Origin of the sequence: Azospirillum sp. HJ39, from assembly GCF_041507355.1 — a bacterium.
In the GTDB taxonomy this organism is placed as follows: Bacteria; Pseudomonadota; Alphaproteobacteria; order Azospirillales; family Azospirillaceae; genus Azospirillum; species Azospirillum thiophilum.
In genome coordinates this window covers 44,205-69,547 of record NZ_CP167909.1, presented here as the reverse complement: position 1 = coordinate 69,547, position 25,343 = coordinate 44,205, and the positions used below count along the sequence as shown (strand labels likewise).

The following is a 25,343-nucleotide window of genomic DNA, read 5'->3' as shown; positions in this document are numbered from 1 at the left end:
TGTTGCGTTTCCATGGCGGTCGCAAAGGCCGTGCCAGATTGTATACAAAATCTCTATTTTCATTTTTCATATTTATATCAATATGATAGGCTGGTTTCTATTCAGCGTGTGACTCTTGACGATTCTTGCCTTATTTTTAAGCGCATGGCATCGTTTGAGCATGAATGCCCAAGTATGATGCAGAACAGACTCCGCCGGATCGACATGGACAGCCTCAAGACCGCGAGACCCGCCAGCGGCCCCCTGCGCCGCGAAACGCTGCATCATTCCGCCGTGGCGGAGTTGCGGGCGATGATCCTGGACGGGGAGCTGCCGCCCGGCCGCCGCGTGCCGGAGATGCAGCTGTGCGAACAGCTGGGCGTCTCCCGCACCCCCCTGCGCGAGGCGTTGCGCGTGCTGGCGGCCGAAGGGCTGGTGGAGTTGCGGCCGCACCGGGGCGCGGTAGTGACGCCCATCGACCCCAGGGAGATCGCGGCGATCTTCCAGGTGATGGAGGCGTTGGAAAGCCTTGCCGGCCGCCTTGCCTGCACCAACGGATCGGACGCCGCCTTCGGTGAGCTGAACCGCCTGCACGACGACCTCGCCGCCCAGTTCCGCGCCGGGGAACGTGCGGCCTACTCGACCACCAACCGCCGCATCCATGCCTGGATCGTCGCCATGGCCGGCAATCCGGTGCTGGAGGCCACCCACAAGGGCTTCGCCGCCCAGCTCGCCCGCGCCCGCTCCCTGGCGAATTACGACGCCGACCGCTGGCAGGAGTCGCTGACCGAGCATGAGGCGATCATGGCGGCGCTGCGCCGCCGCGACGCCGATGGCGCCGCCGGCCTGCTGGCAGGCCACAGCCGCCGCACCGCCGACGCCGTGCTGCGGACGCTGCGGCAGGGCGTGGAGAACGGAGACCGCTGAGCGCGTGCACGCGTGGATTTTCTCGCTGCCCTCCCCGCAGGCCCGTGACCGTGATAGGAATGGACAGGCTGTCTCCATGCGGGGAGCGTTCCCGATGTTCCACCGGTTCCCCTCTGCCGGTTCTGTTCGGCAAAGGATTGTTTCAGCAAAGGAATCCGGAAACAGGCTCGACCTTCCCGCGTCGGCCGCTGGCTGCCGGCGAGGCGGATGGAACAATGGAACAGGCCTGGATTCCTGTTTCATCCTGTTTCAAACGTTCCATTCCCCTCCCCGCCGCAGGACACGGGAGGCTCGGACGGCCCCTTTGCGCGGCACCCGGTCACCGGCATTTCTGGCCGGTTGTATTCGCCTCCCATTTGCCTTACCAAAAGGATCGAAGCCATCGGGAAGCCGTGCCGGACCGTCCGGCATGGAGCGGCAAAAGGGAGCGTCGCCATGCTGAACTATCTTGCCACGCCCCTGCTGGCGGCCACCCGCGGCACGGTCATGGAGCCGGACGCCGGCACCCGCAACGCCCTGTGCGACGTCCTGCGCTTCGCGCTTGAAAACTACTACGTCCATCTGCCGCAGAAGCGGGCCGGCTTCGCCATCGATCCGGTGCAGGCCCTGCAATTGCTGAAGGAATCCGACGGCAACCGCTTCAGCCGGCGGCTGCTGTCCATCGTCTCCTCCCTGCACGACCGCCACACCACGTTCCGGCTCGCGCCGCCCTGGTCCGGCCTCGTCGCCTATGTGCCCTTCCTGCTGGAGCAGTATTTCGAGAACGGCCGTCCCCGCTACATCGTCACCAAGCGCTTCTTCGGGTTCGAGGAAATCCCGCTGGGGGTCGAGGTCACCCACTGGAACGGCGTGCCCATCCATCTGTATCTGGAGAATCTGGCGGCCGAAACCCAGGGCGCCCATTGGGCGGCACAGATGCGGCTCGCCCTGTCCAACCTGACCATCCGGCCGCTCGCCTTCATGCTGCGGCCGAGCGAGGATTGGGTTGCACTGACCTATGCCGACCCATGGGGCAAGCCGTACACCGCCACCACGCCGTGGCGCTGCTACGCCTCCCAGCCGGAAGGGCCGTCAGGTTCGGCGTCCGGGGCCTACGCGATGGCGCAGGGCGTCGACCACAAGCTGCTGGCGACCGGCGCCTTCCTGCGCGATGCCGGCCGCACCACGCAGCCCTCGCCCACCGGCCTCACCTCGCAGGGGGCGTTCCGCCATGGCCGGGTTCCGACCGCGGCGGGCGAGGCGGGCTATCTGCGCATCTTCACCTTCCAGTCGGACGACCCGGCGCAATTCGCCGCGTCGGCAGCCGGCATCCTGGCGTCGCTGCCGCAGGAACGCCTGATCGTCGACATCCGCGGCAACCCCGGCGGCAACATCCTGGCTGGGCAGAAGCTGGTGGCGCTGCTTGCCGGCGGCCGGATCCCCGGCATGGCCCCCATCGCCTTCCGCAACACCAGCCAGACCCTGGCGCTGACGAGCCTGCCGCCGCTCGCCCCCTGGAACCCGTCGATCCGGCTGCAGACCTCCACCGGGCTCGGCTTCTCGCAAGCCTTCAGCATCACGCCGCTGGACGACCTGCCGCCCTACCGCTATCCGGGACGAATCCTGCTGATCGTCGACGCGCTGTCCTACAGCACCAGCGATTTCTTCGCCGCCGACTTCGTCGACAACGGGCTGGGACCGGTCCTCGGCGTCGATCCGCTGACCGGCGCCGGCGGCGCCAACGTGTGGGAATGGGGGGCGCTGATGGAGCTGGCCGGCCCGGCCGGCGGAACCGTCGCCCCGCTGCCCCCCGGCTACGGCCTGAACCTGTCCGTGCGCCGCGCCCTGCGGACGGGGGCCAGCGCCGGAATCCCGATCGAGGATGTCGGCGTGGCCGCGACCGTCGTCCACCACCTGACCAGGACCGACATCCTCGACGAGAACCGCGACCTGATCGCGTTCGCTGCGCGGGTGCTGGGCTGAGAGCCTCAGTCCCGGCCCTTGCCGACCAGCAGCCGCTCCAGCCCATAGACGCGGTCGAGGACCAGCATGGCGGCGACCGTCACGAAGATCAGCGCCGCCGACACCGCGGCGACCAGCGGGTCGATGTTGTCCTGGATATAGAGGAACAGGCGCACCGGCAGGGTGGTGGTCTCCGGCGAGGCGATGAAGACGGTCATCGTCACCTCGTCGAAGCTGTTGATGAAGGCCAGCACCCAGCCGCTGGCGACGCCCGGCAGGATCAAGGGCAGCGTCACCCGGCGGAAGCAGGTCCAGGAGGAGGCGCCGAGCGAGGATGCCGCGTTCTCTACCGCCCGGTCCATGCCGGTCGAGGCCGCCAGGATCAGCCGCAGGGCGAAGGGCAGGATGATGATGACATGGCTCAGCACCAGCCCGACGAAGGTGCCGCCCAGCCCGATCATGGTGAAGAAGCGCAGGAAGGCGATGCCGAGCACGATGTGCGGCACCATCAGCGGCGACAGGAACAGCGCCTGGATCGCCTCGCGCCCGAAGAACTGGTGGCGTGCGATGGCGAGCGCCGCCGGCACCGCCACCAGGATCGCCAGGGTGGAGGACACCGCCCCCAGCAGCAGGCTGTCCTTGAAGGCGCGGATGAATTCGGGGTTGTCGCCGATGGCGCGGAACCAGCGCAGCGACAGCCCGTTGGTCGGCAGCGACAGATAGCCTTCCGAGGTGAAGGCCACCGCGCAGACGATCAGGATCGGCGCCAGCAGGAAACCCAGGAACAGGACGTGGAAGATCAGGGCGACCGGACCGTTGCGGTTCATTCGAACACCTGTTTGTAGCGACGTTCGACCAGCCGGTTGCAGCCGACGATGATGACGACGTTGGCGACCAGCAGCAGCACCGCCACCGTGGCGCCCAGCGGCCAGTTCAGCGTGTTCAGGAACTCGTCGTAGGCAAGCGTCGCCGCCACCTTCAGCCGCCGCCCGCCGATGATCGCCGGGGTGGCGAAGGCGCTGGCCGCCAGCGCGAAGACGATGATGGAGCCGGACAGGATGCCGGGGACGATCTGCGGCAGCACCACGCGGCGCATCACCGTCAGCGGGCCGGCGCCCAGCGACAAAGCGGCATTCTCCACCTGGGGATCCAGCCGTTGCAGCGACGCCCAGACCGACAGCACCATGAAGGGCACCAGCACATGGGTCAGCGCAATGACCACGCCGGTCTCGGTGTACATGAACTCGATCGGCGTCGCGATCAGCCCCAGCCCCATCAGCCCCTGGTTGACCAGTCCGGTCGAACCGAACAGCAGCGCCCAGCCCAGCGTGCGCGAGACCACCGAGATCAGCAGCGGCCCCAGCACGATCAGCAGGCACAGGCCGCGCCAGGGCGACTTCATCCGGCGCAGGATATAGGCCTCCGGCGCGCCGAACAGGGCGCACAGCAGCGTCACCACCGCGGCGATGCGGAATGTGCGCAGGAAAACCTCGTGGAAATAATCGTCGGCGATGATGTCGGCATAGTTGCCGAGCTGCCAGACATCCTGGATGCCACCATAGAAGCTGAAGCTGTTCAGCGACAACAGGAAGGTCATGACCAGCGGCACCAGCAGCAGCACCGCGAACAATGCAAGGCCGGGGGCGCTCAGCAGATAGGGCACCAGGGGCCAGTTCCGCCGCCGGGGGGCCGCCGGCGGCTGGGTAGCGGCCATTTGGGGATCGCCTGAAGCCGCCATGCTCATGCCGCCTCCCGGACGGCGGAGGCCGCCTCCGGATCGGCGGGCATCACCGCCATGTCGTCCGGGCGCCAGCCGACCATGACCCGGTCGCGCTCGGCCGGCAGGGCCGAGCCGTCATGCTGGCGGATCACCATCATGCGGCCGGCTGCCGTCTCGATCTCGAACAGCCACTGGGTGCCCTGGAAGACGCGGGCGAGCACGGTCCCGCTGAGGCCGCCCTCGCCGACGAAACCGACCTTCTCCGGCCGGACGGCAAGCGCCCCCGGACCGGGCGGCACCGGCTGCGACACCGGCCAGACGCTGTCGGCGATGGTGATGACCGTGCCGGCAGCGCCGCTGCCGACCATGCCGGGCAGCAGGTTGGTTCGACCGAGGAAATTGGCGACGAAGGCGTTGGCCGGACGGTCGTAGGCCTCCTGCGGGGTGGCGACCTGCTGGATGCGGCCCTTGTTCAAGACGACGACGCGGTCGGACAGCGCCATCGCCTCCGACTGGTCGTGGGTGACCAGGATCATGGTGGTGCCGACGGTGCGCTGGATGCGGCGCAGCTCGATCTGCATCTCCTCGCGCATCTTGGCGTCCAGGTTCGACAGCGGCTCGTCCAGCAGCAGCAGGCTCGGCTTGATCACCAACGCACGGGCCAGCGCCACGCGCTGCTGCTGGCCGCCCGACATGCGGCGGGGATGGCGGTCGCCATATTGTTCCAGCCCGACCAGCTTCAGCGCGTCGGCGACCATGCGGTCGCGGTCGGCCCGGCCGACCTTGCGCATCTCCAACCCGAAGCCGACATTCTCCGCCGCGGTCATGTGCGGGAACAGCGCATAGCTTTGGAACACGATGCCGAGCCCGCGCTCGTTCGGCTTCTTGGCCAGCAGATCCTGGCCGTCCAGCGTCACCCGGCCGCCGTCGGCGTCGAGAAAGCCGGCGATCATCTGCAAGGTGGTGGTCTTGCCGCAGCCCGACGGCCCCAGCAGCGAAACCAGTTCGCCCTTCTCCACCGTCAGCGAGACATGATCGACCGCCGTCCAGGTGCCGAAACGCTTGGTCAGTTGGTCGAGAACCAGATAAGCCATACCGTCGTTCCCCTCTCCCTTTTCAGGGGCCGCCCACTCCCCACCATGGGGGAGCGGGCGGCGTCAGCCGATCAGCGCTCGATCTCGCGGGTCCAGCGCTTGTTCCACACTTCACGGTTCTTGTTGATGGTGTCCCAGTCCACCACCAGCAGCTTGCCGACCTGCTCCGGACCATAGGGAATGCCGGCCTGTTTCTCGACGGGCAATTCCACCGTCTTGTTCACCGGACCGAAGCCGGCGCTGACGGCCAGCGCGGTCTGCGCCTCGGCGCCCAGCATATGCTGGATGAACTTCTGCGCCTCGGGCGCGTTCTTGCTGCCGGCGATCTGGCAGGCGGCGGAGCCGAGCACGATGCCGCCTTCCTTCGGATAGACGAAGGTGGCGGGGAAGCCGGTGTCGGCCAATGCCTTGGCGCGGCCCGACCCCCAGACCGCGATCACCGCCTGGTTGCTCTGGAACAGCTCGGTCATCTTGCCGGGCGACGGCTCGTAGGCCAGCACGTTCGGGTTGATCTTGTCCTTGAATTCCTTGAAGCCCGGATCGATGTCGGTTTCGCCGCCGCCGTTCAGGCGGGCCATCATCACCAGCGCGTGCAGGCCATAGCTGTTGTTGATCGGCGGAATCGCCAGCTTCTTCTTGAAACGCGGATCCTCGATGTCCTTCCAGGAGGTCGGGGCGGGAATCTTGTTCTCGTCGAAATACGCCTTGTTGTAGAGGATGCCGGTGCCGACCGCGCCGAAGTTGATCGCCTTGCCCGACGGCATCTTCGCCAGATCGTAGAGCTGGTCGTAGACCGGCGCCTTCTCCAGGTCGGCGCAGAAGTTCAGCGCCACCGCCTGGTACATCGGCCCGTCGTCGAGGATGACGACGTCGATCTGCTGGTTGCCCTTCTGGGCCTGCAGCTTGGCGAGATTGTCGGTGGAGTTGCCGGCGACATACTCGACCTTCACCCCCGCCGCCTTCTCGAAGGCCGGGATGATGTCCTTGCGCATGGTCTGCTCGAAGGAGCCGCCGTAAGCAGCGACGTAGAGCGTCTTTTCCTGGGCCTCGGCCGTCTGGACCGCGGCCATGCCGCACCACAGGGCCGCCGTCGCCATCAACCCGCAAGTCACGGAGCGCATCGTCATTCTCCTCTCCACATGTCCCTGTTCATGATCCTGAGCTTCATTGAACCTGATCTTCGGTCCATGCCGTCGGGCAGGTCCGGATCGCCGCCTTGCCGGCCGCCGTCGCGGCGGGCCGTTGTTCCGGGAAGGTCATGCTCAGGACATGGATCAGGGTGATGGTGCAGTCACATAACCGTCAAATCGAATTCCCGCCATCATTCATCCGATAATGTTATAATTCCGTGCTCCGAACCACTTGTAGGCCGGTCCGGCCGTCACCGGCCGGTCCCCCCAGCGTTTCACGGAAGCGTGTCGTCTCCTCCAGGAAGCCGGCCAGGAAATCCTCGGCGATCATCGACAGCGGCACCTGGGCGGAGCGCAGGATGGCGATGTCGAAGCCGATGCGCGGCGCGAACGGACGGACGACCAGCCCGTGCGGGACATAGTCCTGGGCGGTGAAGGGATCGACGATCGACATGCCGTGGCCGGCCGCCACCATGGCGCAGGCGTTCATGGTCAGCTGGGTCTCGACCCGCATCAACCGCGTCACGTCGTGGTCGGCGAAGATGGTGTCGATGCGGTAGCGCAGCAGCGTCGGCGGGGTGGTCGAAATGAAGCTCTCGCCTTCGAAATCCTTCGGTACCAGCACATCCTTGGCCGCCAGCGGATGGCCGGGCGGCAGGATGGCGACGGCGGGAAGCCCGTGGATCTTCTCGGTCAGCACGGCGGCATGCTCGATGGGCGTATGGGCGAATCCCAGCTCGCACTGGCCGGTCGCCACCCAGTCCAGGATGATGGGCGAGGTGCTGCCGCGCAGCGCGATGTCCACCCGCGGCCGTTCGGTCAGGAAGCGCGCGACGTAGCGCGGCAGGAACCCGACACCCAGCGCCGGCATCGCCGCCACCCGCAGGGTTCCGCTGCGCCGGGAGGTCAGGTCGCGCGCCGTCTGCTCGATCAGGTCCAGCCCGACGAAGGCACGGTCGACCACCTGGTAGAGCGAGATCGCCTCGCTGGTCGGGGCGATGCGGGGACCGCGCCTCTCGAACAGCGTCAGCTTCAACGCGTATTGCAGGTCGCTGATCAGACGGCTGACCGCCGGCTGCGAAATGTTCAGCAACTCCGCCGCCGCGGTGATGCCGCCGGTCAGCATGACGGCACGGAAGGCTTCGATCTGGCGCGGGTTGATCATGCCGCCCAATCCATGCCGGCAGCAACAACATAACATTCGATCATGAAACACCCCTTCGAACTGATTTGACAGTTATAAGTTGGCTGCCGATGCTGTCGCAAGGATCGAAGAGCGGCCACGCGGCGCCGGGCAGCATTCTGCGGCGCCCAGCCAAAGAAAGCCCTGCGGACCGCAAGCCTTCATACGGGAGTCCGGGGTGCGATGCCGGACCGTCCCGGCATTTGGAAAAGACCACGCGCTGCATTGCCAGGCATTCGGCACCGCATGCGGGAGCCGGATAAGGCGATGCGCGCCTCACGATAACGGCGGCGGCCGGTGCGCAAGGGACATTGTGCGAAACTGGCCGCGGGAGTGGAGACGATGACTGAGCCCAGTCGGGGCGGAGAGTATGACGTCGCCGTGATCGGCGGCGGGCTGGTCGGATCGGCGCTGGCCTGGGGTCTCGCCCGGTCGGGCCAGAAGGTCGCGATGCTGGACGAGGGCGACATCGCCGTGCGGCCGTCGCGCGGCAACTTCGCCCTGGTCTGGGTGCAGGGCAAGGGGCTGGGAATGCCGGAATATGCCGGTTGGACCAAACAATCCTCCGACCTGTGGGGCGGCTTCGCCGACCTGCTGCGCGAGCAGACCGGCATCGACGTCGCCTTCCGGCGGCCCGGCGGCTTCATGCCGATGCTGTCGGAAGAGGATCTGCAGGCCCGCGCCAACACCCTGATGCGGCTGCACAACCAGCCCGACATGATCCGCTACCCCTACGAGGTGATGGACCGCGAGACGTTGCGCAAGGAATTGCCCTTCATCGGCCCCGACGTGGTCGGCGGCACCTATTGCCCGCTGGACGGCCATTGCAACTCGCTCCGGCTGCTGCGGACGCTGCACAAGGGCATCGGCATGCTGGGCGTGGCGTATCTCCCGAACCATCGGGTGGAGCGCATCGACCACCGCGACGGCGGTTTCCGCATGGCGACCGCCGGCGGAGAAATCCGTGCCGGCAAGGTGGTTCTGGCCGCCGGCCACGACAGCTTGCGGCTGGCACCGATGGTCGGGCTGTCGGCCCCCGTCCGCCCGCAGCGCGGCCATGTCATCGTGACCGAGAAGACAGCCCCCTTCCTGCACCACCCCACAGGCTATGTCCGCCAGACCGACGAGGGCGGGGTGATGATCGGCGACAGCTTCGAGGAGGTCGGCCTCGACACGACGCTGCAACCCGGCGTGTCGTCCGCCATCGCAGAGCGCGCCATCCGCTTCTTCCCGCTGCTGGGCAAGCTGAACGTGGTGCGGAGTTGGGCGGCGCTGCGCGTCCTGACGCCGGACGGCTTCCCGATCTACGAGGAATCTGCGACGGCACCCGGCGCCTTCGTCGTGACCTGCCACAGCGGCGTAACCCTCGCCGCCAACCATGCGCTGACGCTGGCGTCGCTGATCGCGGCCGGCGACCTCGGCGACCGTTTTGCGCCCTTCAGCGCCCGGAGGTTCCATGTTCCGCAGGCTGCATGAGATCGAGACCGCCGCCAAGACCGCTGCCGAGACGGTCGCCTTCACCATCGACGGCCGAGCCGCCAGCGCACGGGCAGGCGACAGCGTCGCCGCCGCCCTGCTGGCCAACGGCGTCGTCACCTGCCGCAACACCCCGGTCAGCGGCGCGGCACGCGGCCCGTACTGCATGATGGGCGTGTGCTTCGACTGCCTCGTCACCATCGACGGCACCGGCAACCGCCAGGGCTGCCAGGTGCGGGTATCCCCCGGCATGGCGGTCGAGACCCAGAACGGCAAGCGCGAGGTGGAGCGATGAGCGCCCAGGGAGCAGAGTTCGACTTCGACATCGCCGTGATCGGTGCCGGCCCGGCCGGTCTGGCCGCGGCGGCGCTGGCGGCGTCCAGGGGCGCGTCGGTGGTCCTGCTCGACGAACAGGCGGAACCCGGCGGCCAGATCTACCGCGCCGTCACCGAAACGCCTGTCCGCGACCGCAAGATTCTGGGACCGGACTATTGGCATGGGGCGGAGCTGTTGGGCCCGCTGCGCGACAGCGGCGCCACCCATTGGCCGGGCACCACCGTGTGGAGCGTCGCCCGTCCGCGGGATGACGCCGCCGACGGACAGCGCCGCATCCAGATCGGCCTGTCTCGCAACGGCGCCGCGGCAATGCTGACGGTGCGCCATGTCATCATGGCGACCGGCGCGCTGGAACGTCCCTTCCCGATCCCCGGCTGGACGCTGCCCGGCGTGCTGGGGGCCGGTGCGGCGCAGGTTCTGCTGAAGACCTCCGGCCTCGTGCCGTCGGGTGCCACGGTGATGGCGGGCAGCGGACCGCTGCTGTGGCTGCTGGCCTGGCAGTATCTCCAGGCCGGCGCGCGGATCGACGCGATCCTCGACACCACGCCGAAGGAGAATTGGCGCGCCGCCCTGCCGTTGCTGCCGGGATTCCTGCGCTCCCCCTATCTCGGCAAGGGCATGAAGCTGATGCTCGAGGTTCGACGCAAGCTGACCGTCATCGGCAACGTCACCGCCCTACGCGCAGAGGGAGATGGCGCGCTGAAGAGCGTCACCTACACCCGCAACGGCACGGAGCACCGGCTGCCGGCCGACACGCTGCTGCTCCACCAGGGCGTGATCCCGAACCTGAATCTTGCCAACGCCACCGGCTGCGCCCAGCGCTGGGACGAGGTGCAGCGCTGCTGGCGGCCGACCGCCGACGAGTGGGGCGCCACCTCGGTCGAAGGCGTGTCGCTGGCCGGCGACGGTGCCGGCATCGGCGGTGCCCGTGCGGCGGAAGAGGCCGGACGGCTGGCCGCGCTCGATGCGCTGCACCGGCTGGGCCGCATCGACCGGGCCCGGCGCGACGAGGAGGCTGCCCCCTTCCGCGCCGCGCTGGACCGTTCGCTGACCGGACGCAAGTTCCTGGACGTCCTCTACAGCCCGGCGCAAGCCTTCCGAGCGCCGTCCGACGACACCATCGTCTGCCGCTGCGAGGAGATCACCGCCGGCGCGGTGCGCGAGGCGGTACGGCTCGGCTGCTCCGGCCCCAATCAGGCCAAGAGCTTCCTACGCTGCGGCATGGGGCCGTGCCAGGGCCGGCTGTGCGGCCCGACGGTGACGGAGGTCATCGCGGCAGAGCGTGGCGTCTCCCCGGCCGAGGTCGGCTACTACCGCCTCCGCCCCCCGGTGAAGCCGATCACGCTTGCCGAACTGGCCGCCCTGCCGAAGACCGACGCCGACATCGACGCCGTGTTCAAGCATTGACGGAAGGCGCCCGATGACCGCAACCGCCTCCCCCAGCCCGGCCTTCCCCCAGCCGGCCATCCAGCGTCCGGACGTCATCGTCATCGGCGGCGGCCTGCATGGCTGCTCGGCCGCCCTGCATCTGTCGATGCGCGGTGTCCGGGTGCTGGTGCTGGAAAAGGACCATGTCGGCCGCCACGCCTCCGGCGTCAATGCCGGCGGCGTGCGCCAACTCGGCCGCCATGTGGCGGAGGTGCCGCTGTCCGTCGCCTCCATGGCGCTGTGGCACCGCATCGGCGAGCTGGTGGACGACGATTGCGGCTTCGAGAGCCACGGGCAGGTCAAGGTGGCGGAGACCGGGGCCGAGCTGGCGACGCTGGAGGCCCGCGTCGCGGAGCTGCGGGCGCTGGGATTCATCCACGAGGAGGTGGTCGGACGGGACGAGCTGCGGGCGCTGGTCCCCGCCATCGCCGATCATTGCGTCGGCGCGCTGGTTTCGCGCGGCGACGGGGCGGCGATCCCCTTCCGCACCACCTTCGCCTTCCGGCGCAAGGCGATCTCGCTCGGCGCCCGCTTCCAGGAGGGCGGGGTCGTGACCCGGCTGGTCCGCCAGGGCGGACTGTGGAGCGTGGAGACCGCCGAAGGCAATGGACAGAGGAACCGGTTCGAGGCGCCGGTGGTGGTGAACTGCGCCGGTGCCTGGGCCGACCGTGTCGCCGCCCAGGTGGGGGAACCGGTGCCGCTGGAGGTCATCGCCCCGATGCTGATGATCACCGCCCGCGTGCCGCCCTTCATCAAGCCGGTGGTTGGCGCGACCGGCCGTACCCTGTCCTTCAAGCAGTTCCCCAACGGCACCGTGCTGATCGGCGGCGGGCTGCTCGGCCGGGCGGAGCGGGACGAGAACCGGACCGAGCTGGACTTCTCGCAGGTGACGGTGAATGCCCGCACGGTGTGGGACCTGTTCCCGGCCATGCGCGGCGCCACCATCGTCCGCGCCTGGGCGGGGATCGAGGCGCGGATGCCCGACCAGATCCCGGTCATCGGTCCCAGCGGGACGGAACCGGACCTCTACCACGCCTTCGGCTTCTCGGCACATGGCTTCCAGCTCGGCCCGATCGTCGGCAGGATCACCGCCGACCTGATCACCGGGGGCGCCACCGACCTGCCCATCGCCCCCTTCCGCATCGGCCGCTTCGCCGACTGACCCTTTGGAGCATCCCACAGTGACGATCCAGCGCTTCCACCTGACTCCCCGTCTCTGCGACATGGTCATCCACAAGGACACCGTCTATCTCGCCGGCCAGATCGTCGACGACGGCTCCACCAATGTGGAGGCGCAGACCCGCGACGTGCTGCGCCAGATCGACGCCCTGCTGGCCGAAGCCGGGACGAGCAAGAGCAACATCCTGACCGCCACCGTCTATCTGGCCGACATCGCCACCTTCGCCGAGATGAACGCCGCCTGGGACGCCTGGGTCGACAAGGCCAACCCGCCGGCCCGCGCGACGGTGGAGGCCCGGCTGGCCGACCCGTCGATCCTGGTCGAGATCGTCGTCGTCGCCGGCCGCTGACCTCTTCCACCTGCCATTCCCGGAGCCTGCCATGAAGCGCCTCCTCACGGGCGTTGCCGCCCTTCTGTTGCTTGCGTCCGGCGGTGCCGCCTCGGCGCAGGAGATCCGCATCGCCACCGAGGGCGCCTACCCGCCCTTCAACTTCACCCAGCCCGACGGCAAGGTGGCCGGGCTCGAGGTCGATCTTGCGCATGCGCTGTGCGAGCGGATGAAACGCCCCTGCACCATCGTGGCGCAGGAGTGGGACGGCATCATCCCCGGGCTGCTGGCGAAGAAGTACGACGCCATCATGGCGACGATGAACATCACGCCGGAACGGGCGAAGGCCATCGGCTTCTCCACCCCCTACATGGTGGTGCCGGCCTATTTCGTGGCGCCGGCCAAGTCCGCCATCGACGGCTCGCCGGCCAGCCTGCGCGGCAAGACCATCGGCGCCCAGGTTTCCACCACCCATTCCCGCTATGTCGAGAAGCATCTCGGCGGCGACGCCACGCTGAAGACCTACGATACCGCCTCCAACCTGCTGGCCGACCTGAAGGCCGGGCGGATCGACGCCGCCATCACCACCGGCGCCACCGCGTCCGACTGGGTCAAGGGCGACGGCGGCAAGTCGGTCAAGCTGGTCGGCCAGCCGGTGATCGACCCCGAGGTGTTCGGCCCCGGCATCGGCGTCGGCCTGCGCAAGGAGGACGCCGCGCTGAAGCAGTCCTTCGACGAGGCCATCCGCGCGGTCGCGCAGGACGGAACGCTGGCGCGCATCGCCGCCCGCTACGTCGATTTCTCCATCATCCCGTGACCCCTTTCAAAAACCAGGAGCATTTTCCAGTGATCAAACGCATCGAGAAGACCAAGATCATGCACCGCGTCGTCGTCAACAACGGCACGGCCTATCTCGGCGGCATCATCGCCGACGATGTCGGCGTCGGCATGGGCGGCCAGGTCACGCAGATCTGCGGCAAGCTCGACCAGGTGCTGGCGATGGCCGGCAGCGACAAGACCAAGCTGCTGTCCGCCCAGCTGTTCATCACCGACATGAGCCTGAAGGACGAGATGAACGAGGCATGGCTGGCCTGGCTCGACGGCAACGACCTGCCGGCCCGCGCCACCATCGGCGTCGCCGACCTCGGCAAGCCGGAGATCAAGATCGAGGTGGTGGTTACCGCCGCCGTCTGATCGCCGATACCCGATCGCCGTCTTTCGACGGACCATGCGACGCCCCGTGCCCGACGCACGGGGCGTCGCTGTTTTGGCGCCGGGCGCAGCAGCACGATCAGCAGCAGTCCGCCCGCGATGAACCGGCCGATCAAGACGAAGCCGTCGATATAGGCCAGCACATAGGCCTGCTTGCGCACCCCCGCCGACAGCAGCGACAGCGCCCGCTGCGTCGCCTCCTCGGTCCCGGTCGAACGGGCGGCGGCCCGCGCCATGGTGCCAACCAGCCGGCCGACGGTTTCGGCGTCGCCGGGCACCACGTCGGACACCAGCCGGAAGCTGTGGAATTGCTCGCGCATGCCGGCGACGGTCTGCGTGAAGGCAGCGACCGGCAACCCGTACCCCATCAGCAGGCCTCCTAGCAGCAGGCTGGCGACAAGGCCGGAGTTCAGCCAATCCAGCCCGCTCCCTCGGTAGAGCGCGGCGTAGAACATGGCCCTGCCGGTGCTGGCATAGACGCTCCCCCACCAGCACCGCCGCCAGCCCCTGCCCCGTGAAAAGGCGCGTTGCACCAAAGTGCAACCCGACGGTTCCGGTTCGCGGTCGTCGACAGCGACCGCCGCCCCCCAGGAGGATTTCCCAAGAAAATCCGTTCGCAGTACACATTATGCACAGTTGATATACGCTAAATAGGTATCGTATTCCCTTGTTCCTTCATATTCTTCCCTGTAGCGTGACAGGAACCGCCCGGCGCCGGCAGAGCGCCCAAGCTGGCGGACCAACCAAACCTCCCCATCCGATAAACACCGGGCACCAACCGATGAACTGGCTGAAATCGCTTCTTGTCGCCGGCCTGATACAGGTCGCCGCCGTCGCCTCCGCTCAGGCCCAGACGGACCTTGACCGCATCAAGGCGGACGGCGTTCTGAAGATCGGGACCGAGGGCACCTATGCCCCCTTCACCTATCATGACGCCTCCGGCGCGCTCGTCGGCTTCGACGTGGAGATCGGGCGCGAGGTCGCCAAGCGCATCGGCGTCAAGGCGGACTTCCTGGAAGGCAAGTGGGACGGGCTGATCGCCGGCCTGGACGCCCGCCGCTACGACGCCGTGATCAATCAGGTCGGCATCACCGAGGCGCGCAAGGCCAAGTACGACTTCTCCGACCCCTACATCACCAGCCGCGCCGTTCTGATCGTACGGGGCGACAACAACGCCATCAAAGGTTTCGCCGACCTGAAGGGCAGGAAGGCGGCCCAGTCGCTGAGCAGCAACTTCGGCAAGCTGGCCGAGGCGTCGGGCGCCCAACTGGTCGGCACCGACGGCTTCGACCAGTCGATCCAGCTCGTCCTGAATGGCCGGGCCGACGCGACCGTCAACGACAGCCTGTCCTTCCTGGACTTCAAGAAACAGAAGCCCAACGCCAACGTGAAGATCGCCGCGACCCAGGACGCCGCCGACCAGTCCGGCATCATCGTGCGCAAGGGCGAGGCGACGCTGGTGGCCGCGATCAACGACGCCCTGACCGCCATCAAGGCCGACGGCACCTACAAGACCATCTCGCAGAAATATTTCGGCGACGACGTTTCGAAGTGACGGTAAGGGACCGGCGCTGTCCCCCGTCCGTCCGGGACGGGGGGCGGCGCCGCCTTGTCCCGGCCCCGATTTTGCGCCCCGAACTCGCGAGAGGCACCTTTCCGTGCTGCACTGGCTTACCCTGATGGCGGACTCGCTTCCGTCGCTGCTGTGGGCGGCGCTGACCTTCACCGTTCCGCTGACGCTGGCGTCCTTCGTGCTCGGCCTCGCCGTCGGGCTGGCGGCGGCGGTGATCCGGCTGTTCGGTCCGGCCCCGCTGGCCGCCGCCGTCCGTTTCTATGTCTGGATCATCCGCGGCACGCCGCTGCTGGTGCAGCTGTTCCTGATCTTCTACGGCCTGCCCAGCGCCGGCATCGTGCTGGACGCCTTCCCGGCGGCGCTGATCGGCTTCACGCTGAATGTCGGCGCCTACACCTCGGAGATCATCCGCGCCGTCATCGGCTCGGTCCCGAAGGGCCAGTGGGAGGCCGCCTATTCCATCGGCATGAGCTGGTCCCAGGCGATGCGGCGCACCATCCTGCCGCAGGCCGCGCGGGTGGCGGTGCCGCCATTGTCCAACAGCTTCATCTCGCTGGTCAAGGACACCTCGCTCGCCGCGGCCATCACCGTGCCGGAGCTGTTCCAGGCCGCCCAGCGCATCGTCGCGACGACCTACGAGCCGCTGATCCTGTATGTGGAGGCGGCGCTGATCTATTTGGCCCTCAGCTCCGTGCTGTCGGCACTGCAGGTCCGGCTGGAACGCCGGCTCGGCCAGTATGGCGGTTTCCTGGAGGCCAAATCGTGATCCGGCTGTCGAGCATCGAGAAGCGCTTCGGCGACCTGACCGTCCTGAAGGGCGTGACGGTGACGGTGGCGGAAGGGCGCGTGACCGCGCTTATCGGCCCGTCCGGCGGCGGCAAGAGCACGCTGCTGCGCTGCATCAACCTTTTGGAAATCCCAACCTCCGGCACCGTGCGCATCGGCGAGGAGGAACTGTCCTTCCAACCCAGCGGCAAGCCCGGCTGGAAGGACATCCAGCGGCTGCGCGGCCAGACCGGGATGGTGTTTCAGAATTTCCAGCTCTTCCCCCACCGTACGGCGGTGGAGAATGTGATGGAGGGGCTGGTCACCGTGCAGAAATGGCCGGCCGACAAGGCGCGCGACCGTGCCATGGCCCTGCTGCGCAAGGTTGGCATGGACCACAAGGCCGATGCCTGGCCGGCGACCCTGTCGGGTGGGCAGCAGCAGCGCGTCGCCATCGCCCGCGCGCTGGCTCCCTCCCCCCGCGTGCTGCTGTGCGACGAGCCGACCTCGGCGCTCGATCCCGAACTGGCGGACGAGGTGGTGGAGGTGCTTGGGACGCTGGCGGCGGAGGGCACCACCATGGTGATGGCCACCCACGACCTGCGCCTCGCCTCCCGCATCGCGCATGAGGTCGTCTTTCTCGACGGCGGGCTGGTGGTGGAAGCCGGGCCGTCGCGCGACCTGTTCACCCATCCGGCCCGCGAGCGCACCCAGCGCTTCATCGCCACGCTGACCCAGCAGGTGCAACAGGGCGAGGGGGTCTGAGCAGGTTTTCCGAACTCCCCCCCGAGGGACGGCGATCAGAAGCCGCCGGCGAGGTCGGCCAGGGCGTCGTGGTCCAGCAGTTCCAGCTTGCCGCCGACCAGGATGCGGATCAGCCGGGCCGATTTCAGCTTGGTGAAGGTGCGCGACACGGTCTCGGTGGTCAGGCCCAGATGGTCGGCGATGTCGCTGCGGCCCATCGGCAGGTCGATGGGCCGGTCACCGCCCTTGCGGTCGCAGAGGCGCAGCAGGAAGCTGGCGACCTTCTCCGCGGCCGTCTTACGGCCGAGCAGCACCATCTGGTCCTGCGCCGCCAGCAGTTCCGAGGTGGTCGCCGACAGCAGCTTGCGGGCAAGGGCCGGCTGCGCGTCGAGCAGGGCGTCCAGTTCCAGGCGCGGGATGCGCTGGATGGTGGTCGCGGTCACCGCTTCGGCGGTGTAGAGATACTGGGCGGCGAAGGCCAAGCCCATCATGTCGCCGGCATGCAGGAAGCCGATGATCTGCCGGCGCCCGTCAGGCAGCATCTTGTGCAGCCGGACCATGCCGCTCTGCACCCGGAAGACCGAGCCGGCGGCATCGCCTTCGCTGAAGACGGTCATGTCGCGGTCATAGACCTTAGCATGGCCAAGCGCCGCCAGCGGATCGGCGGCGCTGCGCGGCTGGAGGGCAGGCAGGCCCGCGGCCGGCGTCATCGCAATGGCGGAAACCAGGTACCCCGGGACGGCGCGGCTGGCATTGGCGGCAATGGCGGCGTGCGTGGACATGGGGGCCTCGGCCGTTGCGGTGCGGTCCGGATCGTTCCGGGGTGCACATGATGGCCCGAAGCTATCCGGCGTCCGCCCGGCTGTGCAGTTCGGTGATGTACCTAAGGAAGTTTGCGTACGTAGGTGTACCTACATACGGGAGCCCGATCCTGTGTCCCGTCAGGCGGACCCGGCCGTCGGCGGCAGCAACCGGTTCAGGGTCTCGATCAGCAGATCCTCGTCGAAGGGCTTCTCCAGCACGGCCATGACGCCGGCATCCTTCGCGCGGGAGAAGGTGGCGGGATCGCCGCGCCCGGACACCATGATCACCGGCATGCCGTGCAGGTCGCCGCCATGGCGCTCCATGAACTCCAGCCCGCTCATCACCGGCATGTGCAGGTCAAGAACGAGGCAGCCCTGAGGATTGCCGTCGAACCGATCGAGGAATTCCTGGCAGGAGGCGAAATCCCGCACCTCGAAGGCGAAGGCCTCCAGCAGGGCCTTCAGGGAATCGCGGACCGGCTCGTCGTCGTCGACGATGTGGACGATCCCGTCGCCCGGCGCAACGCCCGGCCCGTCGCCAGATCGATCCATGAGAGCCTCCGAATTCCATGCAAGCACACCGGCGCCGACGGTGCGGCGCGTCGTGAACCATAAAATGCAGTGGAGGGCATCGATATAAGGACGATTGCGTATGGAGGCCGGTTTTGATGCAGATCAGCCGTCGCCCGGCGTCACCCCTGCGGCAATCGCCATGCGCACCAGCGACGGCAGGCTGTCGGCCTGCATCTTCTCCATCACGCGGGCGCGGTGAATCTCCACGGTGCGCGGGCTGATCGACAGTTCGAACGCGATGACCTTGTTCGATTTGCCCGCCACCAGCCAGCGAAGGACATCATGCTCCCGCGGTGTCAGCGCCGACAGGCGGGCCAGGATTTCCGGCGGCACGGCCGGAGACGGGGCGGCAGCCGCTGTGGAGGCGGCGGACGGCTGCTCCAGAGCGGCTGCCGGCTGGCCGGGCGAACTCTTCCGGGCATCCGCCGCACGGTCCAGGGCGGAGCGGACGGCCGAGAGCAGAGCCTCCTCCTCGAACGGCTTCTCCACGAAATCGACCGCGCCGGCCTTCATGGCGCGCACGGCCAGCGGCACGTCGCCATGGCCGGTCATCACGATCACCGGCATGTCGCGACCGTCGCGGCCCAGCCGTTCCTGGACCTCCAGACCGCTCATTCCGGGCATCCGCACATCGACGAGCAGGCAGCCGGGACGCGACGGCGCTCCGGACTCCAGGAAGGCGACCGGGGTTGCGAAGCTCTCCGCCCGGAAGCCGGCGCATTCCAGGAGGATCTGCAGGGACTCGCGGATGGGCTCGTCGTCGTCGAGGATGAACACCGTCAGATTGGATGTCGCGTCGACGGGCATGGCGTCTTCAGGCATCGCCGGCCTCCGGAGCGGCCAGGGGAACGGTGAACAGGAAGGTGGCGCCCGTCTGCGGCGTTTCCAGCCACAGACGCCCGCCATGGGCCTCGATGATCGACCGGCAGATCGACAGGCCCAGCCCCATGCCGCTGCTCTTGGTGGTGACGAAGGGCTGGAACAACTGGTTGCGCACCGTGTCCGGCACGCCGGGTCCGGTGTCACTGACGGCGATCCGCCGGAAATCCGGCTCGTCGGGCGCCGGACCGGTGTGGATGGTCAACTCCCGCCTCTCGCCCTGCGCCATCGCCTCGATGGCGTTGCGCACGAGATTGAGGATGACCTGCTGGACCTGGACCTTGTCGACCAGCACGCGGGGATCGGCGGGATCGAAGTCGTACCGCACATGCAGCCCCCGCTCCTTGGCGCCGACCAGGGCCAGCGCGCCCGCCTCCTCCACCACCTTGTTGAGGAACTCGACGGAACGGTGGGTCTGGCCCTTTTCGATGAAGCTGCGCAGGTGGCGGATGATCTGCCCGGCGCGGCTGGCCTGGGCGCTCGCCTTGTCGACCATCTCCATCGCCTTGGTCACGGTTTCGGGCCGCTCCATCAGGCGTTTTGCGGCCTTCGCGTAGTTGATCACCGCGGTCAGCGGCTGGTTCAACTCATGCGCGAGGGTGGACGCCATCTGGCCCATGGCGCTCACCCGGCTGACATGCAGCAATTCCGCCTGAAGCTCCTGCAGCCGCCGCTCGGTCGCCTGCCGCTCGGTCAGGTCGCGGACGAAGCCGGTGAAGCGGCGCTGGCCCGACAGCAGGACCTCGCCCACCGCCAGTTCCATCGGGAACACCGACCCGTCGCGCCGCTGGCCGGAGACGACACGGCCGATGCCGATGATCCGGCGCTCGCCGGTACGCTGGTAGCGCTCCAGATAACCGTCATGCTGGTCCCGGTAGGGCGACGGCATCAGCATGCTGATGTTGCGCCCGACGACCTCCGGCGCCTCGTAGCCGAACAGCCGCTCCGCCGCCGGGCTGAAGGATTCGATCAGCCCCGTCTCGTCGATCACGATGATGGCTTCGGGGACTGTCTGCAGGATGGAGAGCAGGCGGGCCTCCCGCTCGCGCAGTGCCGCCTCCGTCCGCCTGGCTTGGGTCAGGTCGCGGATGATGCCGATATAGACCGGCGCCCCGTTCTGGCTCGCCTCGCCGATCGACAGATCCATCGGAAAGCTGGTGCCATCCTTGCGCAGGCCGGTCACCTCGCGGCCGATGCCAATGATCCGGCGTTCGCCGGTGCGCTGGTAGCGCTCCAGATAGCCGTCATGCTGGTCCCGGTAGGGCGACGGCATCAGCATCCTGACATTCTGCCCGACCACCTCCCCGGCGGTCCAGCCGAACAGGCGTTCGCAGGCGGGATTGAAGGTCTGGATCCGTCCACGGCCGTCGATGACGACGATCCCGTCGGGCACGGTGTCCAGCATCGCCCGCAACTGCGATGAAGCGTCCAGGTTTTCATCCCGGAAGTCGTCGGCCACGTCCCATCCTCAACACTGCCATATCGTCGGCACCAGAGTAGTTGAGCGCAACCGTGGGTCAAGGCTCCATATCGACGGGATCGCCGCGGTGCCGCCCACAGGGAACAGGTGCGGCGGAAATGCCTGCACGGTCAGCGTGAAAAAGGATTTGTTCGGACACGATCATTCATTTATCATATTTCAGTCGAAGTAATCAAATAGTAATTATTTTTGCCGAGATTGGCCTCTGCCGCCTCCGGCTGCCGTTTCAATGGGCAGAACGCCCGCCCTTCCCATCCCTCCATCGCGTCCGGCGAGCCGTCGGCGCGACTGGCTCAGTCACGCCCCCGTTCCCGCAGAGAAAGGCACACCATGCACCGCTGGTTTTCCGACCGGAAACTGGTCCACAAGCTGTTGATTCCGGCGATCCTGCTGCTCGCCGTGATGGGAAGCGTGGTGTGGACCGCCCGTTCGGCGCTGGTCGAGCTGACCGCATCCACCAGCCGCGTGACCGAGGTGGTGGCCGGGCGGCTGTCCGCGGCGCTGGCGATCCAGTCGGCGATGGGCGATGCGATGGATGCGGAATCGAACGCGCTGGTCGCCGGCACGCGCGAGCGCATCGATGCCGCCTTCGGCACCTACAAGGACAATATCGGCAAGGCGCTGGCCGCTATCGACCGGCTGGCCGCGGCCTATGATGCCGCCGCCGACCGCGAAGCCATCGCCGGCATCAAGTCCATCGTCGGCGAATATGAGCGGGTGTCACAGAAGGCGGTGGAACTGGCGCGGGCCTACGACACCGACAGCGCGATCCGCGTCTCGATCGACGTCGGCCGCCCGGTGCGGCAGAAGCTGACCGCGGCGCTGGGCGAGCGGGTGGACCGCAGCGTCGAGGAGACCAGGCTGGCGGAGGAGCGGGCGCTGGCCCTGTCGTCCAGCGTCATGACCCGCCTGACGACCGTCGCCGCGGTCGGGCTGCTGGTGGCCATCGGCCTGTTCGGCTCCATCATCGTGGTCTTCGTCGTCCGCCCGCTGCACCGGTTGATCGACGACATGACCGCCATCGCCGGCGGCGACCTCGCCGTCACCGTCCAGGGCGCCGAGCGCAAGGACGAGGTCGGCCTGCTCGCCCGCGCGCTCCAGGTCTTCAAGAGCAACGCCCTCGCCATCCGGACGCTGCAGGAGGAGCGCGAGGCGCAGAAACAACAGGCCGAGCGCGACCGGCAGGCCGGCATGCGGGCGTTGGCCGACCGCTTCGACGCCGATGTGCAGGACGTGGTGCAGGCGGTGGCGTCGGCAGCGCGCCATCTGCGCAGCAACGCCGAAACGATGACCGCCATCGCCTCGCGCACCACCGAACAGGCATCGGCCGTCGCTGCCACCACGGCGCAATCCTCCGCCAACGTCGCCACCGTCGCCGCAGCGTCGGAGCAGCTTGGCGGCTCCATCGGCGAGATCGGCCGGCAGGTCAACGCCGTCGCCGCCATTGCCCGCGACGCGGTGGAGGAAGGCGAACGGACCAACGCGCTGGTCACCCGGCTGGTGCAGGCGGCGCAACGGATCGGCGACGTGGTCAGCCTGATCCAGAACATCGCGAGCCAGACCAACCTGCTGGCCCTGAACGCCACCATCGAGGCGGCGCGGGCGGGAGAGGCCGGCAAGGGCTTCGCCGTGGTGGCGCAGGAGGTGAAGGCGCTGGCCACCCAGACCGCCCAGGCGACCGAGGAGATCGGCAGCCAGATCGCCGAAATCCAGACGGTGACCGATGGCACGGTGACGGCCATCCAGACCATCGGCCGCACCATCAACGACGTCGACTCCATCGCCGGTGCCATCGCCGCCGCGGTGGAACAGCAGACCGCCGCCACCCAGGAGATCGGCCGCAACATCCAGCAGGCCGCACAGGGCACCCGGCTGGTCACGGACAACATCTCCTCCGTCAGCGGCTCGGCCGGCGAGGTCGGGCGGGCGGCATCGGAGGTGCTGGGCGCCGCCGACAGCCTGTCGCACGATTCCGAGCGGCTGCGCGAGCGGATCCAAACCTTCATCGGTGAGGTCAGGACGGCGTGACGCCGGCCGCCGGCAAAATCGGCGGTCGACCTGCCAGGATGTCAGGCTGACAGCCGCCCCGGCAGGTCGGCGAACCCGTCGAGGACGCCGTCATGCGGCAGGCCGTCGAGCGGAACGCGGGCGTAGCCGTAGGGCACCAGCAGAACCCGCGCCACCCCGGCCGCGCGGGCGGCTGCCACGTCATGCTCGTTGTCGCCGACGAAGGCGGCCTCCGCGGGCGGAACCTCCAGCCGCTCCAGCAGGCCCAGCACCGGTTCCGGCGAGGGCTTGCGGGTCGGGTAGCTGTCGCCGCCGACCACGGCGGCGAAGCGTCCGGCGATACCGAGATCGTCCAGCAGCCGCCTGGTCGCCGCCATCGGCTTGTTGGTGCAGACACCGAGCCGCAGCCCGGCTTCAGCCAGCTTGCCCAGCGTTTCGGCGACGCCGGGATAGAGCGCGCTGCGGGCACTGGGGTCGGCCTCGTAGATCGCCAGGAATCGTCGGAGGCAGCGGGCGGCCTCGTCCGGGGCCGGCACCCCGCCGGTGGCGGCCAGCACGCGCTCCACCAGCTTGGGCGCCCCGTCGCCGACGAAGGAGCGCACCGCCGGCAGATCGACCGGCGGCCGCCCCAGCTCGGCAAGCAGGGCGTTCGACGCATGCGTCAGGTCGGCGATGCTGTCCACCAGCGTGCCGTCGAGGTCGAAGGCGACGGCACGGATGGGGCGGCAATTCAGGGGTTCGGTCATGGTGGCTGCACCTTGCTGGCGGAGGAAGCTGGCCTTGTCGGCGGCAAGCCGCCGGCCGCGGGAGCGAGGATGCCCCGGAACACGGCCGGCAGCCGGTCAGGCCGGCGCGTAGCCGACGGTGCCCTTGATCTCCAGGAACTCCTCCAGGCCGAAGTCGGCATATTCGCGACCGTTGCCGGACTGCTTGTAGCCGCCGAAGGGCGCGCCGGCATCCCAGGCCGGGTGGTTGATGTAGACGTTGCCGCTGCGCATGCTGGCGGCCACCTTGCGGGCACGTTCCAGCGACCCCGATTGGACATAGGAGGCAAGGCCGTAGGGTGTGTCGTTGGCGCGCCGGATCGCCTCCTCCTCGCTGCCATAGGGCAGGATCGCCAGCACCGGTCCGAAGATCTCCTCGCGCGCGATGGTCATGTCGTCGGTAACGTTGGCGAAGACCGTCGGGCGGACGTAATAGCCGCGGTTCAGCCCCTCGGGGCGGCCGGGGCCGCCGGTGACCAGCAGGGCGCCCTCGGCGACACCGGTCTCGATCAGCCGCTGGATCTTGTCATACTGGATTTGGCTGACCACCGGACCGAGCCGGGTGTCGGCGGCGGCCGGCGCGCCGGCCTTGAGCCGCTCGGCCGTGGTCTTGGCGATCGCAATCGCCTGGTCGTGAAGGGAAGCCGGCACGAACATCCGGGTCGGGGCGTTGCAGGATTGCCCGCTGTTGTTCATGCAGCTCTCGACGCCCAGCTTCACGGCGCGGTCCAGGTCGGCGTCGTCCAGGATGATGTTGGCGGACTTGCCGCCCAGTTCCTGATGCACGCGCTTGACCGTATCGGCCGCCGCCTTGGCGACGAGAATGCCGGCGCGTGTCGATCCGGTGAAGGATACCATGTCGACGCCCGGATGGCGCGCGATGGCCTCGCCCACCGTCGGGCCGTCGCCGTTGACGAGGTTGAACACACCCTTCGGCACCCCGGCCTCATGCATCGCTTCGGCGAAGAGAATGGCGTTGAGCGGCGCGATCTCGCTCGGCTTCAGCACCATGGTGCAGCCGGCAGCCAGCGCCGGCGCCACCTTGCACATGATCTGGTTGATCGGCCAGTTCCACGGCGTGATCATGCCGACCACGCCGATCGGCTCCCTGCTGATCAGGGTCGAGCCGCGCAGTTCCTCGAACGTGAAGCTCTCCAGTGTCTCGATCATCCGGGCAAGATGGGCGGTGCCCATCGCGGCCTGGGAACGATGGGCCAGCGTCGTCGGCGCCCCCATCTCACGCGACAGGGTGTCGGCGACGGCATCGTAGCGCGCCTTGTAGGCGTCCAGCAGGCGCCGCATCAGCGCCAGCCGCTCCTCGCGCGAGGTGGCGGCGAAGGCCGGGAAGGCGGCGCGGGCTGCGGCGACCGCCCGGTCGACATCGGCAGAGGTGCCCATCGCGATGGTGGCGAAGGGCTCCTCCGTCGCGGGATCGATCACGTCGAGCGTCGCCCCAGCCGTCGGATCGACCCATGCGCCGTCGATGTAGAATTTCAGGAAGTTCGACACCGGAGCCTCGCTTTCATGGGGTGAGAACCGGCGGCATCACGGCCGGGCCGGCATCTTGCCTCGCAGCGGACGGTTGATCAACCAGAAGCGGGCCTGCCTCGCCACCGGTCAACTGGTGGCGCTGGAGAGCGATGCGGAGGATGGAGCTCCCGCAAGGTAGCCCGCATGAATGGGGCGATCTCCACCGATCGCGCGATGACTCCATTGTAAGGCATCCGGATGGCTTGAAGATCCCATTGACAGCCCATCGGTGACGCTGCATTTTAAATACGTACTTTGGATGCAATGTACGTCAGTTGCCGCCGACCGTCC

Annotated in this window: 24 protein-coding genes; 13 read left to right on the top strand and 11 right to left on the bottom strand. The window is 68.1% G+C overall.

Translation table 11 applies throughout. From position 1 onward, the window contains the following. The first annotated feature begins 174 nt into the window (after positions 1–174). Together ABMY26_RS07780 and ABMY26_RS07775 are read left to right on the top strand one after the other, a co-directional pair. A complete protein-coding gene (locus tag ABMY26_RS07780) occupies positions 175–906 on the top strand; it encodes a GntR family transcriptional regulator (RefSeq protein ID WP_372395709.1) in 732 nt (243 codons plus the stop codon). Positions 907–1,341: 435 nt separating this feature from the next. Continuing rightward, on the top strand, positions 1,342–2,868 hold the full coding sequence (locus tag ABMY26_RS07775; protein ID WP_372395708.1) for a S41 family peptidase: 1,527 nt from the start codon (positions 1,342–1,344) through the stop codon (positions 2,866–2,868). 5 nt (positions 2,869–2,873) lie between these two features. Here ABMY26_RS07775 and ABMY26_RS07770 read toward each other — a convergent pair whose 3' ends face one another. The 5 genes from ABMY26_RS07770 to ABMY26_RS07750 form a co-directional block, all read right to left on the bottom strand. Next, on the bottom strand, positions 2,874–3,674 hold the full coding sequence (locus ABMY26_RS07770; RefSeq protein WP_045585581.1) for an ABC transporter permease: 801 nt from the start codon (positions 3,672–3,674) through the stop codon (positions 2,874–2,876). Next, positions 3,671–4,561: an ABC transporter permease gene (locus ABMY26_RS07765; protein ID WP_372395707.1), complete on the bottom strand. Its 891-nt coding sequence runs from the start codon at positions 4,559–4,561 to the stop codon at positions 3,671–3,673. Before ABMY26_RS07765 ends, ABMY26_RS07770 begins: the two co-directional genes overlap by 4 nt. 26 nt (positions 4,562–4,587) lie before the next feature. Continuing rightward, a complete protein-coding gene (locus ABMY26_RS07760) occupies positions 4,588–5,661 on the bottom strand; it encodes an ABC transporter ATP-binding protein (protein ID WP_372395706.1) in 1,074 nt (357 codons plus the stop codon). A 71-nt stretch (positions 5,662–5,732) separates the two neighbouring features. Beyond that, positions 5,733–6,788 carry an ABC transporter substrate-binding protein gene (locus ABMY26_RS07755; protein WP_372395705.1) on the bottom strand — a complete coding sequence of 352 codons (1,056 nt, stop codon included), beginning with the start codon at positions 6,786–6,788 and terminating at the stop codon, positions 5,733–5,735. A gap of 211 nt (positions 6,789–6,999) precedes the next feature. After that, positions 7,000–7,956 (bottom strand): LysR substrate-binding domain-containing protein, encoded by a 957-nt coding sequence (locus ABMY26_RS07750; RefSeq protein ID WP_372395704.1) that lies wholly within the window; start codon positions 7,954–7,956, stop codon positions 7,000–7,002. Between the two features lie 360 nt (positions 7,957–8,316). Here ABMY26_RS07750 and ABMY26_RS07745 point away from each other — a divergent pair, with 360 nt between their 5' ends. The 10 genes from ABMY26_RS07745 (at position 8,317) to ABMY26_RS07700 (ending at position 17,037) form a co-directional block, all read left to right on the top strand. After that, entirely contained in the window at positions 8,317–9,450 is a 1,134-nt protein-coding gene (locus ABMY26_RS07745; protein ID WP_372395703.1) for an NAD(P)/FAD-dependent oxidoreductase, read from the top strand. After that, positions 9,431–9,745 (top strand): (2Fe-2S)-binding protein, encoded by a 315-nt coding sequence (locus ABMY26_RS07740; protein ID WP_372395702.1) that lies wholly within the window; start codon positions 9,431–9,433, stop codon positions 9,743–9,745. The genes ABMY26_RS07745 and ABMY26_RS07740 overlap by 20 nt, the downstream gene beginning before the upstream one ends. Further along, positions 9,742–11,193 carry an NAD(P)/FAD-dependent oxidoreductase gene (locus ABMY26_RS07735; RefSeq protein WP_372395701.1) on the top strand — a complete coding sequence of 484 codons (1,452 nt, stop codon included), beginning with the start codon at positions 9,742–9,744 and terminating at the stop codon, positions 11,191–11,193. Before ABMY26_RS07740 ends, ABMY26_RS07735 begins: the two co-directional genes overlap by 4 nt. Positions 11,194–11,206: 13 nt before the next feature. After that, on the top strand, positions 11,207–12,376 hold the full coding sequence (locus ABMY26_RS07730; protein WP_372395700.1) for an NAD(P)/FAD-dependent oxidoreductase: 1,170 nt from the start codon (positions 11,207–11,209) through the stop codon (positions 12,374–12,376). A 19-nt stretch (positions 12,377–12,395) separates the two neighbouring features. Then, complete coding sequence (locus tag ABMY26_RS07725) at positions 12,396–12,743, top strand: RidA family protein (protein ID WP_372395699.1); 348 nt, start codon at positions 12,396–12,398, stop codon at positions 12,741–12,743. A gap of 31 nt (positions 12,744–12,774) precedes the next feature. Next, on the top strand, positions 12,775–13,539 hold the full coding sequence (locus ABMY26_RS07720; RefSeq protein WP_372395698.1) for a transporter substrate-binding domain-containing protein: 765 nt from the start codon (positions 12,775–12,777) through the stop codon (positions 13,537–13,539). Between the two features lie 29 nt (positions 13,540–13,568). Next, complete coding sequence (locus ABMY26_RS07715; RefSeq protein WP_045585588.1) at positions 13,569–13,916, top strand: RidA family protein; 348 nt, start codon at positions 13,569–13,571, stop codon at positions 13,914–13,916. Between the two features lie 799 nt (positions 13,917–14,715). Beyond that, entirely contained in the window at positions 14,716–15,489 is a 774-nt protein-coding gene (locus ABMY26_RS07710; protein ID WP_372395697.1) for an amino acid ABC transporter substrate-binding protein, read from the top strand. A gap of 124 nt (positions 15,490–15,613) precedes the next feature. Next, positions 15,614–16,273, top strand: a complete 660-nt coding sequence (locus ABMY26_RS07705; RefSeq protein ID WP_372395947.1) for an amino acid ABC transporter permease — start codon at positions 15,614–15,616, stop codon at positions 16,271–16,273. Continuing rightward, positions 16,270–17,037, top strand: coding sequence for an amino acid ABC transporter ATP-binding protein (locus tag ABMY26_RS07700; protein ID WP_372395696.1), 768 nt, complete (start codon positions 16,270–16,272; stop codon positions 17,035–17,037). Before ABMY26_RS07705 ends, ABMY26_RS07700 begins: the two co-directional genes overlap by 4 nt. A gap of 35 nt (positions 17,038–17,072) precedes the next feature. Here ABMY26_RS07700 and ABMY26_RS07695 read toward each other — a convergent pair whose 3' ends face one another. From ABMY26_RS07695 to ABMY26_RS07680, 4 genes are all read right to left on the bottom strand, one after another. Then, positions 17,073–17,798: a helix-turn-helix domain-containing protein gene (locus ABMY26_RS07695; protein ID WP_372395695.1), complete on the bottom strand. Its 726-nt coding sequence runs from the start codon at positions 17,796–17,798 to the stop codon at positions 17,073–17,075. A gap of 159 nt (positions 17,799–17,957) precedes the next feature. After that, positions 17,958–18,371, bottom strand: coding sequence for a response regulator transcription factor (locus ABMY26_RS07690; RefSeq protein WP_372395694.1), 414 nt, complete (start codon positions 18,369–18,371; stop codon positions 17,958–17,960). A gap of 123 nt (positions 18,372–18,494) precedes the next feature. Then, positions 18,495–19,214, bottom strand: a complete 720-nt coding sequence (locus tag ABMY26_RS07685) for a response regulator transcription factor (RefSeq protein WP_372395693.1) — start codon at positions 19,212–19,214, stop codon at positions 18,495–18,497. Continuing rightward, positions 19,207–20,730 carry a PAS domain S-box protein gene (locus ABMY26_RS07680; RefSeq protein WP_372395692.1) on the bottom strand — a complete coding sequence of 508 codons (1,524 nt, stop codon included), beginning with the start codon at positions 20,728–20,730 and terminating at the stop codon, positions 19,207–19,209. The genes ABMY26_RS07685 and ABMY26_RS07680 overlap by 8 nt, the downstream gene beginning before the upstream one ends. A gap of 351 nt (positions 20,731–21,081) precedes the next feature. Here ABMY26_RS07680 and ABMY26_RS07675 point away from each other — a divergent pair, with 351 nt between their 5' ends. Beyond that, a complete protein-coding gene (locus tag ABMY26_RS07675) occupies positions 21,082–22,779 on the top strand; it encodes a methyl-accepting chemotaxis protein (RefSeq protein ID WP_372395691.1) in 1,698 nt (565 codons plus the stop codon). Positions 22,780–22,820: 41 nt separating this feature from the next. Here the strand turns inward: ABMY26_RS07675 and gph are convergent, their stop codons facing one another. Further along, positions 22,821–23,504 (bottom strand): phosphoglycolate phosphatase, encoded by a 684-nt coding sequence (gph, locus tag ABMY26_RS07670; protein WP_372395690.1) that lies wholly within the window; start codon positions 23,502–23,504, stop codon positions 22,821–22,823. A 96-nt stretch (positions 23,505–23,600) separates the two neighbouring features. After that, positions 23,601–25,031, bottom strand: coding sequence for an aldehyde dehydrogenase family protein (locus ABMY26_RS07665; protein WP_372395689.1), 1,431 nt, complete (start codon positions 25,029–25,031; stop codon positions 23,601–23,603). Positions 25,032–25,343 lie beyond the last annotated feature (312 nt).